Annotated in this window: 16 protein-coding genes; 12 read left to right on the top strand and 4 right to left on the bottom strand. The window is 54.7% G+C overall.

What is annotated here, in order from left to right:
- Positions 1–275 precede the first annotated feature (275 nt).
- The 6 genes from H7U06_RS15805 (at position 276) to H7U06_RS15830 (ending at position 5,799) form a co-directional block, all read left to right on the top strand.
- Positions 276–1,253 carry a tripartite tricarboxylate transporter substrate binding protein BugD gene (locus H7U06_RS15805; RefSeq protein WP_175627063.1) on the top strand — a complete coding sequence of 326 codons (978 nt, stop codon included), beginning with the start codon at positions 276–278 and terminating at the stop codon, positions 1,251–1,253.
- Positions 1,254–1,432: 179 nt separating this feature from the next.
- A complete protein-coding gene (locus H7U06_RS15810; RefSeq protein ID WP_175627064.1) occupies positions 1,433–1,894 on the top strand; it encodes a tripartite tricarboxylate transporter TctB family protein in 462 nt (153 codons plus the stop codon).
- A gap of 12 nt (positions 1,895–1,906) precedes the next feature.
- A complete protein-coding gene (locus H7U06_RS15815; protein WP_175627065.1) occupies positions 1,907–3,409 on the top strand; it encodes a tripartite tricarboxylate transporter permease in 1,503 nt (500 codons plus the stop codon).
- A 566-nt stretch (positions 3,410–3,975) separates the two neighbouring features.
- Entirely contained in the window at positions 3,976–4,476 is a 501-nt protein-coding gene (locus H7U06_RS15820) for a methylated-DNA--[protein]-cysteine S-methyltransferase (RefSeq protein WP_175627066.1), read from the top strand.
- A complete protein-coding gene (gene xerD, locus H7U06_RS15825; protein WP_175627067.1) occupies positions 4,473–5,378 on the top strand; it encodes a site-specific tyrosine recombinase XerD in 906 nt (301 codons plus the stop codon). The genes H7U06_RS15820 and xerD overlap by 4 nt, the downstream gene beginning before the upstream one ends.
- Positions 5,379–5,544: 166 nt before the next feature.
- On the top strand, positions 5,545–5,799 hold the full coding sequence (locus tag H7U06_RS15830; RefSeq protein WP_370458631.1) for a hypothetical protein: 255 nt from the start codon (positions 5,545–5,547) through the stop codon (positions 5,797–5,799).
- Positions 5,800–5,829: 30 nt separating this feature from the next.
- Here the strand turns inward: H7U06_RS15830 and H7U06_RS15835 are convergent, their stop codons facing one another.
- Positions 5,830–6,819 carry an endonuclease/exonuclease/phosphatase family protein gene (locus H7U06_RS15835; protein WP_175627068.1) on the bottom strand — a complete coding sequence of 330 codons (990 nt, stop codon included), beginning with the start codon at positions 6,817–6,819 and terminating at the stop codon, positions 5,830–5,832.
- A gap of 36 nt (positions 6,820–6,855) precedes the next feature.
- Here H7U06_RS15835 and ybaK point away from each other — a divergent pair, with 36 nt between their 5' ends.
- Both ybaK and plsY read left to right on the top strand, forming a co-directional pair.
- Entirely contained in the window at positions 6,856–7,347 is a 492-nt protein-coding gene (ybaK, locus tag H7U06_RS15840) for a Cys-tRNA(Pro) deacylase (RefSeq protein ID WP_175627069.1), read from the top strand.
- 45 nt (positions 7,348–7,392) lie between these two features.
- Positions 7,393–7,998 (top strand): glycerol-3-phosphate 1-O-acyltransferase PlsY, encoded by a 606-nt coding sequence (gene plsY / locus H7U06_RS15845; RefSeq protein WP_175627070.1) that lies wholly within the window; start codon positions 7,393–7,395, stop codon positions 7,996–7,998.
- 39 nt (positions 7,999–8,037) lie between these two features.
- On the opposite strand, the gene tsaD is transcribed toward plsY, so the two are convergent.
- Positions 8,038–9,066 (bottom strand): tRNA (adenosine(37)-N6)-threonylcarbamoyltransferase complex transferase subunit TsaD, encoded by a 1,029-nt coding sequence (tsaD, locus tag H7U06_RS15850; protein WP_175627071.1) that lies wholly within the window; start codon positions 9,064–9,066, stop codon positions 8,038–8,040.
- A 103-nt stretch (positions 9,067–9,169) separates the two neighbouring features.
- Here tsaD and H7U06_RS15855 point away from each other — a divergent pair, with 103 nt between their 5' ends.
- The 4 genes from H7U06_RS15855 (at position 9,170) to H7U06_RS15870 (ending at position 13,147) form a co-directional block, all read left to right on the top strand.
- Positions 9,170–9,841: an ANTAR domain-containing response regulator gene (locus H7U06_RS15855; RefSeq protein ID WP_175627072.1), complete on the top strand. Its 672-nt coding sequence runs from the start codon at positions 9,170–9,172 to the stop codon at positions 9,839–9,841.
- Positions 9,842–10,142: 301 nt separating this feature from the next.
- Positions 10,143–11,366: a CmpA/NrtA family ABC transporter substrate-binding protein gene (locus H7U06_RS15860; RefSeq protein WP_254873264.1), complete on the top strand. Its 1,224-nt coding sequence runs from the start codon at positions 10,143–10,145 to the stop codon at positions 11,364–11,366.
- 9 nt (positions 11,367–11,375) lie between these two features.
- A complete protein-coding gene (gene ntrB / locus H7U06_RS15865; RefSeq protein ID WP_175627074.1) occupies positions 11,376–12,293 on the top strand; it encodes a nitrate ABC transporter permease in 918 nt (305 codons plus the stop codon).
- 41 nt (positions 12,294–12,334) lie between these two features.
- Positions 12,335–13,147, top strand: a complete 813-nt coding sequence (locus H7U06_RS15870; protein ID WP_124575498.1) for an ABC transporter ATP-binding protein — start codon at positions 12,335–12,337, stop codon at positions 13,145–13,147.
- A gap of 54 nt (positions 13,148–13,201) precedes the next feature.
- Here H7U06_RS15870 and H7U06_RS15875 read toward each other — a convergent pair whose 3' ends face one another.
- Positions 13,202–14,917, bottom strand: coding sequence for a bifunctional protein-serine/threonine kinase/phosphatase (locus H7U06_RS15875; protein ID WP_175627075.1), 1,716 nt, complete (start codon positions 14,915–14,917; stop codon positions 13,202–13,204).
- A gap of 36 nt (positions 14,918–14,953) precedes the next feature.
- The gene (locus tag H7U06_RS15880; protein WP_175627076.1) at positions 14,954–16,168 is read right to left on the bottom strand and encodes a NarK/NasA family nitrate transporter; all 1,215 of its coding nucleotides are present in this window, start codon (positions 16,166–16,168) and stop codon (positions 14,954–14,956) included.
- Positions 16,169–16,190: the final 22 nt, after the last annotated feature.

Consider the following 16,190-nt stretch of genomic DNA (forward strand, 5'->3'; position numbering starts at 1 on the left):
AAATTGCCACGAATCTTTCTTGCCGGTGGTCTACAAAATCGTTTAGTCTTGACCTCGCAAGTTTGGTGAAAGGTTCGGTAAGTATGATCAGCCCCCTTGGATTAATTTGGGTGCATATTGTCCTGAACTATTCAAACCGTTTCTTCGCTTCATATTAGGTGCATCAATATCCTCGTATCGCTTTATTTGCGATTTTGTTAGGATGAACAAACAGCTGGCCTTGATTAGTCCGGTTGTAGTTTTTCCAATAATTATTAAATCAGGAGACACGTCACATGAAACATAAATTTCTGAAATCGGTTGCTGGCCTGGCTATGTTCGCAAGCGCATTTGCCTATGCCCAAACACCTTACCCAACCAAGCCGATCACCATGATCGTGCCGTTTGCTGCGGGTGGTCCGACCGATACAGTGGCGCGTCTGGTTGCGCAATCGATGGGCAACACACTGAAACAAACCGTACTGGTTGAAAACGTCGGCGGCGCTGGCGGCACGATCGGTGCAGCACGCGTTGCGAAATCCGCACCTGACGGCTACACCCTGTTCCTGCACCACATCGGTCAATCGACAGCACCTTCGCTGTATCGCAAACTGAGCTACAACGCGATCGATGATTTCGAGCCTATCGGCCTGATCACCGACGTGCCTATGACTTTCATCGCACGTGGCGACTTCCCTGCAAAAGACCTGAAAGAATTGCTGGCCTACGTTAAAGCCAACAAATCCAAAGTAACTTACGCCAATGCCGGTGTTGGTTCGGCCTCCCATCTGTGCGGTATGTTGTTCATGACAGCTATCGACACCGAACTGACCACTGTGCCTTACAAAGGCACCGGTCCTGCAATGAACGATTTGCTCGGCGGTCAGGTTGATTTCATGTGCGATCAAACCACCAACACCACCAGCCAGATCAAAGGCGGCAAAATCAAGGCTTACGCTGTCACCACCAAAACACGCGTACCTTCGTTGCCTAACCTGCCAACCATGAACGAAGCTGGCTTGCCAGGCTTTGAAGTTGCCGTGTGGCATGGTCTGTATGCTCCTAAGAGCACACCAAAACCTATCATCGACAAACTGGAACACGCTTTGCAAGTCGCTTTGAAAGATCCGACTGTCAAGCAACGTTTTGCTGATCTGGGTACCGAGCCGGTTGCAGAAAACCGCGCAACACCAGAAGCACTGCGAGCACACCTGAAAGCGGAAATCGCCAAGTGGGCACCAATTATCAAGAAAGCCGGCGTCTACGCTGACTGATCACTCCATGCAGTAAATTTAAAAATGACGAGATACGCGCAGGTGTATCTCGTCATTTCAGTAAGTGGCCCGGTAAAATCGCACCCACCGGGACACGGCAGTACAGAAAGTTTTTTGTTCGACGTTTGATGTTTGTTATTCAACGTTGAGCCATCTGGTTTTTAGAGAAGGGGAGCAACTTGTTATCATTCATTCGACATCCCAAGGACTTTTGGACTGGGGTTATTTTTATCTGTATCGGTCTGGCCGCCGTCATCATCGGCCGCGATTACACGATGGGTACGGCCGGCAAAATGGGTCCTGCCTATTTCCCTACCATCCTCGGTGGCCTGCTGTCCCTGATCGGTCTGGCTGCGATGGTGCGTTCATTCTTCCGTGACGGCGAGCCGATCGGGAAGTTTGCCGTCAAAGAAACAATTCTGATCCTGACCGGCGTTCTGCTGTTCGGTTTCCTGGTACGTGGTGCGGGTCTGGTGGTTGCTGTATTTGCGATCATCATGTTCAGTGCATACGCCAGTTCAAAATTCAAATGGGTACCGGCGATCTTGCTGGCCACAGGTGCTGCCGTTTTCTCGGTAGTGGTTTTCGTCCAATTGCTCGGCTTGCCGATTGCGATTATTGGCCCATGGTTCGGCGGTTAAAAGGGTACTCACATGGAATTATTTGCTAATTTGGCGCTAGGTTTTGACACGGCAATGTCCTTGCAAAACCTGGCCTACTGTCTGGCCGGGGTATTCCTCGGCACCGCCGTCGGCGTGTTGCCAGGTCTGGGTCCTGTGGCCACGATCGCGATGCTGTTGCCGGCGACTTTTGCTTTGCCTCCGATTTCCGCTCTGATCATGCTGGCCGGTATTTACTACGGCGCCCAGTACGGCGGCTCCACTACCGCGATTCTGGTCAACCTGCCCGGGGAGTCATCCTCGGTGGTGACGGCGATCGATGGTTATCAGATGGCGCGTAACGGGCGAGCGGGTAAGGCGCTGGCTACTGCGGCTATCGGCTCCTTCTTTGCCGGTACTGTGGCAACCATCCTGCTGGCATTGTTTGCACCGCCACTGGCTGACCTCGCATTGAAATTCGGTCCTGCCGAATACTTCTCGCTGATGGTGCTGGGTCTGGTTGCTTCCGTCGTCCTGGCCAGCGGTTCGCTGCTCAATGCGATCGGTATGGTGATCCTGGGTCTGTTGCTGGGCCTGGTCGGTTCCGACGTTAACTCTGGTGCGGCGCGTTATACCTTCGACTTGCCTGAGCTGGCCGACGGTATCAACTTCGTCATCGTGGCGATGGGTATGTTCGGTATCGGTGAAATCATCCGCAACCTCGAACATGAAGAAACCCGTTCGCTGCTGATGAAGAAGGTTTCCGGTCTGATGCTGACCAAGGATGACTTCAAACGCATCATCGCTCCGGTCCTGCGTGGTACGGCACTCGGCTCGGCGCTGGGTATCCTGCCAGGCGGCGGCGCGATGCTGGCATCGTTTGCAGCGTATTCGATCGAGAAAAAAGTATCGAAGAACTCGGCAGAATTTGGCAAGGGCGCAATCGAAGGTGTGGCAGCTCCTGAATCGGCCAACAACGCCGGTGCGCAGACTTCGTTCATTCCTATGCTGACTTTGGGTATCCCGTCGAATCCGGTGATGGCGCTGATGATCGGTGCGATGATCATTCAGGGTATCCAGCCAGGTCCTGCAGTGATGACCGAGCAACCAACCCTGTTCTGGGGTCTGATTGCTTCGATGTGGATCGGTAACTTCTTCCTCATCGTGCTGAACCTGCCGATGATCGGTTTGTGGGTACGCATGATTACCGTGCCTTACCACCATCTGTTCCCGGCGATTCTGCTGTTCTGCGCGATCGGTGTCTTCAGCTTGAACAACAGCGACTTTGATATTTACCTGATGGCCCTGTTTGGCCTGTTTGGTTATATCTGCGCCAAGCTGGATGCGGAACCTGCACCTATGCTGCTGGGCTTCATTATCGGACCGATGATGGAAGAATACCTGCGTCGTGCATTGCTGCTGTCGCGCAGTGATCCGATGGTGTTTATCCAGCGTCCGATCAGCGCAACCATGCTGGCAGTTGCCGTATTGGCGATGGCGGTCGTGTTGATGCCTGCATTGCGCAAGAAACGCGAAGAAGCATTCAAGGAAGACTAATAACACGGCCACTGCCTGTTACGGGCAGCAGGCCGGTGAGTCGAGGAGACCTGTGTTGCACGACGCTATTGAGGTCAGTTAGTCATAGCCGGTAATGCAGAGAAAAATTCAGGGCGCATCGTCAGATGCGCCCTTTTTATTTGGCTTGCGGCGGGGGCTTGTCAGCCAGATGCCTACAATAAATCACGAAATTCTGTCAAAAATATTATTGCGGATATGACGGAAAACGTTGTTAAAAAACATACCATTTGCAGTTTTCCTCCGCTATGATCCGTTTCAGATGAATGCTTGATTTCTGTGGGATAGCTTCCTATAATCACCCCACTTTGGTGCAAGGCCAGGCCGGCACCAGCCAGGCAAGCAGTACAGGATAGTCAGGATAGATAGCAGGAGACAGATACACACACGGCATCGATGCCGGATAGTAGGGGAGACCTGTATCAATAAAGCGGCGATAGCGATGCTATACGTTGCAAGGGTACAGTAGAGGTATTTGAGGGCGCATCGCGAGATGCGCCTTTTTTGTTTTATGCTTAGGCTCTTGAGTATTTATCCCATCCGTCGCCATGCAACAGAATGCAGCCCAGTCCCTGTTCACCGCTATCGTTGAAGCGTCCTTCGGTGCCGTCGGCATCCGTGTCGAAGACGGCCATGTACGCGAGCTGGTGTATCTGCCCGCCAGCTTCCATGAAAAGGCCGCAGTCGATGCGGTATCCGAGCGTGCCGCGGTACAGGTCGATCGCTATCTGCACGATGCGGACTTCCGCTTCGACTTGCCCTTGGCGCCGATAGGCACTGCCTTCCAGAACAAGGTCTGGAAAGCGATTGCTGAAATCCCGCGCGGTGAGGTGCTGACCTACGGCGACATAGCGCGCCGGGTGAAATCCGCGCCACGTGCCGTCGGCCAGGCTTGCGGTGCCAACTGGTATCCACTGGTCATCCCTTGTCACCGCGTGACGGCGGCGAATGGCCTCGGTGGTTTCTCGCATTACGATGATGAGACCAGCTTCCATGTTGGCGTGAAGCGCTGGCTGCTGGCACATGAGAAGGTCGAAGGGTATCGATGAGCACGGAAGCTTTGCGCAGTCAGGGCGAGATAGACGAGTTCTGCGATACCTTGTGGCTGGAAGATGGTCTCGCCAAAAATTCACTGGAAGCCTATCGTCGTGATTTGCGCCTGTTTGCCGTCTGGCTGCAGCAGGAGCGTGGCAAGCCTTTGCTGGAAGCGCATGCCGAAGATTTGAACGGCTATTTCTACGCCAAGCACGCCACCACCAAAGCCACCTCATCGAACCGGCGCCTGGCAGTGCTCAAGCGCTTCTATCAACTGGCGCTGCGGCAAAACAAAATCAAGGACGATCCCTGCCTGCACCTGCGCTCGGCCAAGCAGCCGCCGCGCATGCCCAAGACTTTGTCGGAGGCGCAGGTCGAAGCCTTGCTGGCAGCGCCGGATATCAACACTCCCTTGGGTTTGCGCGATCGCACCATGCTGGAACTGATGTATGCCAGCGGCTTGCGTGTGACCGAGCTGGTATTGCTGAAGTCGGTCGAAGTCGGCATGAACGAAGGCGTGCTGCGTATTACCGGCAAGGGCGGCAAAACGCGTTTGATTCCGTTTGGTGAAGAAGCGCGGGCGTGGATAGAGCGCTACCTGAAGGAAGCGCGTAGCGTGATCCTGGACGGCCAGATAGACGACGCCTTATTTGTGACCGCACGCGGTGGCGCGATGACGCGTCAGATGTTCTGGACCCTGATCAAGAAACATGCGCTGGTGGCAAATATCAATGCACCTCTGTCACCACATACCTTGCGGCATGCCTTTGCCACCCATTTGCTGAATCACGGGGCGGATTTACGCGTCGTGCAGCTTTTGCTGGGTCATTCGGATATTTCCACCACGCAAATCTACACCCATGTCGCCCGCGAACGTTTGAAGCGTTTGCATCAGATGCACCATCCGCGCGGCTAAAATTTTGGGGTGGAATTATGTTTGCGTCACAAAGCATGGACATTGCGTGCTCTTGCCCGTCATAGGCTGACGTTCGACGAACTTTCCATCTGGAAATGTCTGTGTCCGCCTGCCGATATGACACGTAAAGGACGGTGGCATGCTAGCATTCGTCCCATAGCAGGGCGTGTTTGCAGAAAGTGCGCCGCTGACTACCCACCTTCAACAGAACATCCACTCAAAGAGCGACCACTTGGCTAAACCTAACTTCCAGTACGAAAAGCGTCAAAAAGAGTTGGAAAAGAAGAGAAAGAAAGAAGAAAAACTCAAGCGCAAGCTGGAAAAGGGCAATGCCCCTGACGACAGCGTTGCTGCGGAAGGTGATGATGACAACAACGATGCTGAGCAAGTGAGCAGCGACCTGCCTGCTGCAGACAGATAATCGACCAGTTCTTCTGCCGCGTCTGCGTCCTTAGTCGTCGGATGCCGGTTCCACTGTCTGCTCATGCAGCAGTATGCGCGCCAGTACCAAACCATGATCCGAAGCATAAGCCTGCCTGAAAACCATATGGTCATTCAGGTACATCACTTCGACGACCTCACCTAGCGCCGATGGCGAGCCAGGATTGAATTCTTCCGATACCAGGATGTGATCTATCGTCTCGTAGCTGTTGTCGTGGATATGCGTATAGCCGACATCACGCAACACATCACGGCGTGACTGGATACGGTAACTTTCAAACAGGCGGTCATCGACCCCATTCAATGGATACTTGCCCAGGCCCATCACCATCTGGGTCGGGATCGCATCGGCAACATCGTTGAAGTCACCCATGACGACGATGGGTTTGCGCTGCACCTGTTTGATATCCGACAGCAAATGCCGCAAGCCCAACGCATCGGTGCCACGCCGTATCAGCGAGCGCAGCATGGCGATGCCAGTCTGGTCCGGCAATTCATCATCCAGGTCATTGCGGTAATCCGGCAGCTTGGACTTCAGGTGACAGACGAAAACATCGACCGCCAGCCCGGGTGCGGCTTCTATCTGGGCGTGCAGGATAGGGCGGGTGAAATGCGTGACCGGGTGGGCGACGCCAGGCAGCGTGATTGCCAGCTGGTGCGGTAAGTCACGAAAAACCGTCGCACCGGCCAGTACCGGCAGGCGTGTAATCATGGCCACGCTGGGCGTCAGGTGGTCGGCGTCGGGATCGGGATCAAAGCCCAGCTGTTGCGCATGGCGATATTTCTGGGTTTTTGCCAGCACGTCGCTCAGCGCCTGCTGGGAAAAGATCTCCTGCAGGCCGATCACGTCGGCATCCAGCCGGTCCAGCTGCTGCGCTATCCAGGTGATCTTGGCATCGTATTCTTCGGCAGAATACGGGATCTGGTCTTCATAGTATTTCGTGCCCGGCAATGCCAGATTGCAGACATTGAAGGTGGCAAAGCGGAGTTCTTGTTGCATAATGTGCTCCAAATTTTATAGATGAGCGTAACACGCATGGCCAAAAAAGAGCATATTTCCGAAACGCCAGCGACCCAATGGTTGCGTCGTAACGGGATAGGTTTTTCCGAACACCCCTACGATTATGAAGAACATGGCGGAACCACGGTTTCGGCGCAAAAACTGGGTGTCGATGAGCACCATGTAGTAAAAACGCTGGTGATGCAGGATGAGGCAGCCAAGCCATTGATCGTGCTGATGCACGGCGACCGCAAGGTCTCGACCAAGAACCTGGCGCGCCAGATCGGCTGCAAGTCAGTGGAACCGTGCAAGCCGGAAGTGGCGAACCGTCATTCCGGTTTCCTGATTGGCGGCACGTCGCCTTTCGGCACACGGAAACAGATGCCGGTCTACGTAGAGCAGAGTATCCTTGCGCTGGAACAGATTTATATCAATGGTGGTCGGCGCGGTTACCTGATTGGTATCGCACCGCAGGTGTTGACAGATAGCCTGGCGGCCAAGCCGGTGCAGTGTGCGCTCGAAGAATAGTGGTTGCCGCCATGCAGGCGGCGCAGAAATACTAAAAAGGTTGGTATGAATACAGTTTTATTTGCGATCGGAGCGTATCTGATCGGTTCGATTTCTTTTGCAGTGGTGGTCAGCAAATGTTTCCGTTTGGCTGATCCGCGCAGCTACGGTTCGAAGAATCCTGGCGCGACCAATGTCCTGCGCAGCGGGAACAAGAAAGCCGCGATCCTGACCCTGCTCGGTGATGGTGCCAAAGGTTTTGTCGCAGTCTGGCTGGTCAAGCATTTCGGTCCAGCCTATGGTGTGCATGAGAATGGCGTGGCGCTGGTCGCGATCGCTGTTTTCCTCGGTCACCTGTGGCCTATCTTCTTCCGCTTTGTCGGCGGTAAAGGTGTGGCGACTGCGCTCGGCGTATTGCTGGCATTGAATGGCTGGCTGGGCCTGGCGACGCTGATTACCTGGCTGGTGATCGCCTATGCATTCCGCTATTCGTCACTGGCCGCTTTGATCGCTAGCATCTTTGCACCGTTCTACTACGGTTTGATGTTTGGCCCGGATGTGATCTTGCTGGCAGTGCTGGCGATGAGCATCCTGCTGGTCTACAGACACAGCAAAAACATTGGTAACCTGTTGGCAGGAAAAGAAAGCCGCCTGGGCAGCAAGAAGAAGTGAGTGTGCGGCGAGACGGAAGCTATCCTGTAAGGCTTAGCTTCAGATCTCGCGTATGCTATCCAGCGGCCAGCGTGGCTTCACATTGAAAGCATAATCGCGCTTGGCCGCATCAGGATTCAGTTGCAAACGCATCGCTCCGGCGAATGCAATCATCGCACCATTGTCAGTGCAAAATTCCAGTTCCGGATAAAACACCTTGAAGTGCTTCTTGGCAGCCGCTGCATTCAACGATGCGCGCAATTGTTGATTCGCACCGACGCCACCGGCGATCACCAAGCGCTTGAGGCCGGTGTGCTTCAGTGCGGTCACGCATTTGGCGGTCAGTACTTCAACGATGGCATCAACAAAGGCACGTGCGATATTGGCTTTGTCCTGCTCGCAGATATTCGTGGTTTGATTCTTGACGACTGTCAGCACTGCGGTCTTCAGACCGGAAAAGCTGAAATCCAGATTCTTTGAGTGCAGCATAGGGCGCGGCAGCTTGTAAGCAGTCGGATCACCGAACTCAGCCATGCGTGAAATCGCCGGACCGCCGGGATAGCCGAGACCCAGTAACTTGGCAGATTTGTCGAAGGCTTCACCCGCCGCATCATCCAGCGTTTCACCCAGCATGGTGTACTGGCCGACGCCGTCGACCCGCATCAATTGCGTATGGCCGCCGGATACCAGCAAAGCGATGAAGGGAAACTCAGGTGGCTCGCTGGCCAGCAAAGGCGACAGCAAATGCCCTTCCAGGTGATGGATGCCCAATACAGGTTTATCCAGCGCCAGGCCGAGGCCGCAGGCGACAGATGCGCCTACCAGCAAGGCACCCGCCAGGCCTGGGCCCTGGGTGTAGGCTATCGCATCGACCGCATCATGCTGGACGCCGCTATCTTTAAATACTTGCTCCAGCAATGGAATCGCGCGACGGATATGGTCGCGGGACGCCAGTTCCGGCACTACACCACCGTATTCCTCATGCATTTTCACCTGTGAATAAAGAGCATGCGCAAGCAAGCCGCGTTGTGTGTCATACAACGCCAGACCCGTTTCATCACAGGAGGATTCGATACCAAGAACAAGCATGGGGAGTAAAGTTGCCAATCAGATGCAACATGTGGTGTGATTCTTGCGTGGATTGTAGCGTATTCTGCTCACCGACCGCAGGACTTGCTTTTGGAATGTTGTGATGATTGAAACTACACCACCCGATTTTCGCCCTGATTTGCGTTCCGACGTGCGTACTTTGCGCATCATCGTCGTCAATACCGTCATGCCGCCAGAAGGTGAGCAGGATGAAAACGCCTGGATGCAGGCTGAGCGCTCCCGTGCCTTGCGCATAGGTTTGCTGGAGGCCGGTTACAACATCATTGCGGTTTTTCCGGCTGATATGCATTTGCCGGATCGGGTCGCGCAATTGCAGCCCGACATGATCATCATCGATGCCGAATCCGACTCGCGCGACGTGCTGGAACACGTGGTGATGGCGACCCGCGATGCGCGGCGTCCCATCGTATTGTTTACTGAAGATCATGCGACCTCCAGCATGGAAGCGGCGATGGCAGCCGGGGTTTCCGCTTATGTGGTGGCTGGCCTGCAGTCCGAACGCATCAAGCCGGTGCTGGATGTGGCGCTGGCGCGCTTCAATGCCGAGCAAAAGCTGCGTACTGAACTATCTGATACCAAACTCAAGCTGGCCGAGCGCAAGACCATAGAGCGCGCCAAGGGTTTGCTGATGGAGCGCCATCGTATTTCCGAAGATGAGGCGTATTCCAAGCTGCGTCGCATGGCGATGGACAAGAACCTGAAGCTGTCTGAACTGGCGCAGCGCATATTGGATGTCGCCGATTTGCTGGGCTGATGTTTGCACCTGTCATTGCACTAAATAAATGCCGTTGCACGAAAAAAGAGCGGGAAATCTCGTTTAAGTGCGTCGTGTGTTTGGCTAAACCAGTGATAAACGCTGGCATGCATATTGCTGAACTGTAGCTAACACCAACGACGGTGTTAAGAATTAAAAACTGTGCTGACCAATGATGGCCGGTATGGTTTGGGACAAGGACGTCCGTGTCGCAAGAGCGCTGCTCTTGCTGACCGGGCGTCCTTTTTTATTGCTGCAGACCTAGAGGAAAACCATGACCATGAACGACAGGAAATTCAATATGACACGGCGCACAGTCTTGAAAGCAGGCACAGCTATTTCGGTATCAGCCTTCAGCGGTCTGGCAACCCAGGGTGTGTGGGCTGCAGGTTCGGACAAGCCGGAAAAAGAAGAAGTCAAAGTCGGTTTCATTCCGCTGACCGATTGCGCTTCGGTCGTCATGGCTTCCGTCATGGGTTTCGATAAAAAATACGGCATCAAGATTGTGCCGACTAAAGAGTCTTCCTGGGCCGGTGTGCGCGACAAACTGGTCAACGGCGAGCTGGATGCAGCGCATGTCTTGTATGGCCTGGTGTATGGCGTGCATGAAGGCATAGGCGGTGCGAAGAAAGACATGGCGGTGCTGATGGGGCTGAACAATAACGGTCAGGCCATCACCTTGTCGAAGAAGCTGGCTGATAGCGGTGCGATAGACGGTCCGGGTCTGGCCAAGCTGATGCAAATGGAAAAGCGCGAATACACCTTCGCGCAAACTTTCCCGACCGGCACCCATGCGATGTGGTTGTACTACTGGCTGGCGACCTACGGCATCAATCCGATGAAAGACGCCAAAGTCATTACCGTACCGCCGCCGCAAATGGTGGCGAATATGCGCGTCGGCAATATGGATGGCTACTGCGTTGGTGAACCATGGAATCACCGCGCGATCGTTGATGGCATCGGCATTACCGCTGCGACGACACAAGACATCTGGAAAGATCATCCGGAAAAAGTACTGGGCACTACTTCCGAGTGGGTCGCGAAGCATCCGAATACAGCACGCGCGCTGACCGCAGCAGTGCTGGAAGCCGGTCGCTGGATCGACTCTTCGTTATCGAACAAAAACAAAATGGCCGAAGTTATCGCCGCCAAATCCTATGTGAATACTTCAGTTGATGTCATCAACCAGCGCATCCTCGGTCGTTACCAAAATGGCCTCGGTAAAACCTGGGATGACCCTAACTACATGAAGTTCTACAACGACGGCCAGGCGAATTTCCCTTACCTGTCGGATGGCATGTGGTTCATGACGCAGCACAAACGCTGGGGTCTGGCCAAGGGTGAACCGGATTACCTGGGTACCGCCAAATCGGTCAATCGCATCGACCTGTACAAGGAAGCTGCAGCGCTGGCCAATGTACCTGTGCCTAAGAGCCCTATGCGCTCGTCCAAGCTGATCGACGGCGTGGTGTGGGATGGCAAGAATCCAAAAGCTTATGCGGAATCATTCAAGATCAAAGCCTAAGGAAACATCATGAGTGCAATTATGCCTGCAGTAGAAAACGCGCCTGTCAGTGCGTCAGCCGATAACGGAAAAGCGGAGCAAGTCATGCAAAATGCGGCAGCACCAGCCAGCGTTGCCACCAAGCCCAAAGTGAAGGGGGGCAAATTATCTTTGCGTCCTTTCTTCCTGGCCGTGGTGCCACCTGTACTCGGCCTGATTTTCCTGGTGCTGGTATGGGAAATCATCGCCGTGAAAAACAGCGGTATTCCATCGCCATCACTGACGCTGAAGTCGGCGATAGAGCTGTTCTCCGATCCGTTCTACAGCAATGGCCCGAATGATCAGGGCATAGGCTGGAATATCCTGGCGTCGCTGAAACGGGTAGGCGTCGGTTTCGGTCTGGCTGCATTGGTCGGTATTCCGCTGGGCTTCATGATAGGCCGTTTCTCTTTCCTGTCGGGCATGTTCAATCCCATCATCAGCTTGTTGAAGCCGGTGTCGCCGCTGGCATGGTTGCCTATCGGCCTGCTGGTATTTAAGGCAGCGGATCCGGCTGCGATCTGGTCCATCTTTATCTGCTCGATCTGGCCGATGATTATCAACACTGCAGTCGGTGTGCAGCGCGTGCCGCAAGACTATATGAACGTCGCCAAGGTGTTGAACCTGTCCGAGTGGAAGATCATCACCAAGATTCTGTTTCCATCGGTACTGCCTTATATGTTGACAGGCGTACGTCTGGCGATCGGTACCGCGTGGCTGGTCATCGTCGCGGCCGAAATGCTGACTGGTGGCGTCGGTATCGGTTTCTGGGTATGGGATGAGTGGAACAACCTGAACGTGGCACACATCATCATCGCCATTGTGGTCATAGGCATAGTCGGCCTGGTGCTGGAACAAGTGCTGGTTGCTATTGCCAAATTCTTTAGCTACGAAGATGTGAAAAATTGACGCCGGCTGCAAGCGATCTCAACGTATAGGAAAGCACCATCATGGATAACATACATAGCAAGTTCATCGATATACAGCATGCGGAAATGTCCTTTCATACCAAGAAAGGTGTGTTCAATGCGCTGAACGATATCAATCTGACGGTAGCGAAAGGTGAGTTCATCACCCTGATCGGGCACTCCGGTTGTGGCAAGTCAACACTGCTCAATCTAATCGCAGGCCTGACGCATGCGACCAACGGCATGCTGCTGTGTGCCAATCGCGAAATAGCCGGGCCGTCGCCGGAGCGCGCAGTGGTGTTTCAGAATCATTCGCTGCTACCGTGGCTGACCTGCTATGAGAATGTGTACCTGGCAGTAGAGCGCGTATTCGGCAGCACCGAAGCAAAAAGCAAATTGCGTGAACGTACCAAGGCTGCGCTGGCGCTGGTTGGCCTGACACATGCAGAGCAAAAACGGCCGAATGAAATCTCCGGTGGCATGAAGCAACGTGTCGGCATCGCGCGTGCCTTGTCGATGGAGCCCAAGGTATTGTTGATGGATGAACCTTTCGGTGCGCTGGATGCATTGACGCGTGCACACTTGCAGGATGAGTTGCTGAAGATAGTCGCAGCAACCGGGTCCACCGTGGTGATGGTGACGCATGATGTCGATGAAGCCGTACTCTTGTCCGACAAGATCGTCATGCTGACCAATGGTCCGTCCGCCACCATAGGCGAAATTCTGGAAGTGAAACTGGCGCGTCCACGAGAGCGGGTGGCGTTGGCGCAGGATCCTTTGTACTCGCAATACCGGACAGCGGTGCTGGAGTTCCTGTATCACCGTCAGTCGCATCCGTCCAAGGAAGCGGCTTGATCTGACTGGCTTTGCGGAACCATGGATCCGCAAAGCCAGTTTTGTAGCTCTGCGTTAACGTATCACCAGCAAGTACAGCAACAAGAGATTCAACACGATGGAGATGGCCGCCACTGCACGCCACAGGGAAGCAGGATCACGTTCTGCCAGTGGCTTGGGGGTAATCGCAGGCAGCGGCCGACTCGCGCCACGTTCCAGTGCCAGCAGAAATTCTTCTGCAGTTTCGAAACGATCTGCCGGATCGCGTGCGACTGCTTTCAGTAAAACATTCTCCAGCCATAGCGGTAAATCAGGTCGGTAACGGCTGGGTGGTATGGCTTCGCCAAAGCGCGGTGTCTGGAACGGTTCGATTTCTCCGTAAGGGAAATGCCGTGTCAGCAATAAATATAGCGTCACACCAGTTGAGTACAAATCGGTTTGTTGTGAGGCTGGCGCATTATTGAACTGCTCAGGTGCGAGGAAGGATGGCGTACCGGCACGCGGTGCGCGCACTTCATCTTCTGCTTCCAGCCCGGATTGCGCGACGCCCAGATCGAGTATGCGCAACTCGCCATCCTTGCCCAGATGGATATTGCCCGGCTTGATATCGCGATGAATGATGCTGCGCCTGTGCAGCGCACCTATCGCACGGACCAGCTTGGTGCCGTGCGCAATGACATCCGGTATCGTGAAATGTTCACCGGCATCCAGATGCTGTTGCAGCGTATTACCGTCATGCCAGGTCGTGAGGTAATACAGGTAGGTCTTGTTTTCCGGTGTAATGATTTGCGGGAAGAAGCGTGCGACGACGCGCTTGGTCAGCCATTCCTCATGCGCAAAGGCAGAGCGTTCATGTACATCCTGCGCGCGATCAGGATGCAAGGTCTTCAGCACTAGGTAGCGCGGCGTCTGATTCGCGGCACGCGGTTCGGAGACGCGGTAGAGCAGGGTGGTGTTGGATGCGTGTATCTGTTCCTCGACCGTATAGCCGTCTATTTGCTGCCCGACCTTGAGCTTGGGCGGTACCGGGAAATGCTGCGAGCCGGATAGCGCATCGCGCAGATTCGTTTCCGGCAACGCATCGACCCGTACCACCAGCGCGCTGACATTATCTTGCGCACCGGCTGCCAGTGCCTTGTCGATCAGCGTATGTGCGATGGCTTCTGTTTCCTGTTGCTTGCCGACCAGCTGCAACAACTGCTCTTTCAGATCGTATTCCGATACCGAAGCCCACACACCATCGGTGGCCAGCAGGAAGGCATCGCCTTCATGCAACTCACCCATGCCATGATCGATCGCCAGTTGCGAGTCCAGTCCGATAGCACGTGTCAGCACGTGCTGCATTTCCGGACGATCCCACACGTGATCGGCAGTCAGGCGAGTCAGCACACCATCACGTAACAGATACAGACGTGTATCACCGACGTGTGCGAAATAATAAAAATTGCCGCGCAACACCAGCGCCGTCAGCGTGGTTGCCATCCCGGCCAGCTCGGCACGTATCGAACCCTGGTGCTGCACCCAGCTATTGATGGCCTTGAGGACGCGATCCAGTGATTGCGTTACCGGCCAGGTATCGGAAGTCGCGTAGTAATCGCTGAGCAAGCCACGTATCGTGTACTCGGATGCTTCGCGTCCGCCTTCATTGCCCGATACACCATCCGCGATCGCTGCGATCATGCCCTTGCTCGACAATTCGGGTTCGTCCGGCATGACCATGCCGACAAAATCCTCATTGTGCGGACGCAGACCGGCGCGCGTCGAATAAGCGGCGGTGAGTGTCAGCGGCATGGCAGCGGGGTTAAAAGCATGATGGGCATGGCTGGTTCAGATCTTTGCATTGGTCATGGCAGCGCTGCCCCAGGTTGTGCGCCAGCGATTTTTCACTGCCGACAAACCGAGCAAGGCAACAATGGCCAGTGCGGCAAAGACGATCAGACCACCCTGGTAGCTGCCCGTCAATTGTTTGGAGTAACCGAGGCTGGAGGCCAGATAGAAGCCGCCGATACCACCGGCCATGCCGACCAGTCCGGTCATGACGCCGATTTCCTTGCGGAAGCGCTGTGGTACCAACTGGAATACTGCGCCATTGCCGACGCCGAGTGCCAGCATCGCCAATACAAAGATCGCGACCGCTGCCATCGCCGACGACAGGCCGAAGCTGGCGATCAGCATGAAGCTGGCTGCTAGCATATACATCATCGACAAAGTCTTGATGCCGCCGATGCGGTCAGCCAGGCGGCCACCCAAAGGACGCACGGCGGAACCGGCAAACACGCAGGCGGCGGTGAAATAGCCTGCGGTCACCGGCGATAAACCATATTGACCATTGAAGTAAATCGTCAGCGACGAAGCCAGGCCGGAGAAACCACCGAAGGTCACGCTATAGAAGAACATAAACCACCAGGCATCCTTGTCCTTGAGCACGTGCAGATATTCGACCAGTGATTTAGGTGGCGGGGCGGACGGAGCATCTTTGGTAAAGACCAGATAGACCAGGAATGCGATGCTGAGTGGAATCAGGCACAGGCCGAATACGTTTTGCCAGCCGAACAGGATAGCCAGCGTCGGCGCAAACAGCGCGGCGAAAGCGGTACCTGAATTACCGGCACCGGCAATCCCGAGCGCCGTGCCCTGGTGTTCCGGCGGATACCAGCGCGAAGCCAGTGGCAGGGCAACGGCAAAGGCAGCACCGGCGAAACCGAGGATGACACCGAAGGTCAGCATGGTGTGATAGCTGCTGAGGTCACCCAGCCACGCCCACAACAAACCGCTCATGACGATGACCTGGCCGATGATGCCCGCCTTCTTGGGTTTCAGGTGATCGACTAATACACCCATCACGATACGCAGCAAGGCGCCAGCCAATAGCGGTGTTGCCACCATTAAACCTTTTTGCGCCGCAGTCAGTCCGAGGTCGCCGGAGATTTGAACGGCCAGCGGCCCGAGAATGACCCAGACCATAAAACTCAGGTCGAAGTAAAAGAAGGAAGCAAGCAGGGTCGGTGTGTGACCAGCTTTCCAGAATGACGTTTTTTGCATGAGAACTCGCAGAGTTAGACAG

This window comes from Herminiimonas sp. Marseille-P9896 (assembly GCF_903993245.1).
Classification (GTDB): Bacteria; Pseudomonadota; Gammaproteobacteria; order Burkholderiales; family Burkholderiaceae_D; genus Oxalicibacterium; species Oxalicibacterium contaminans.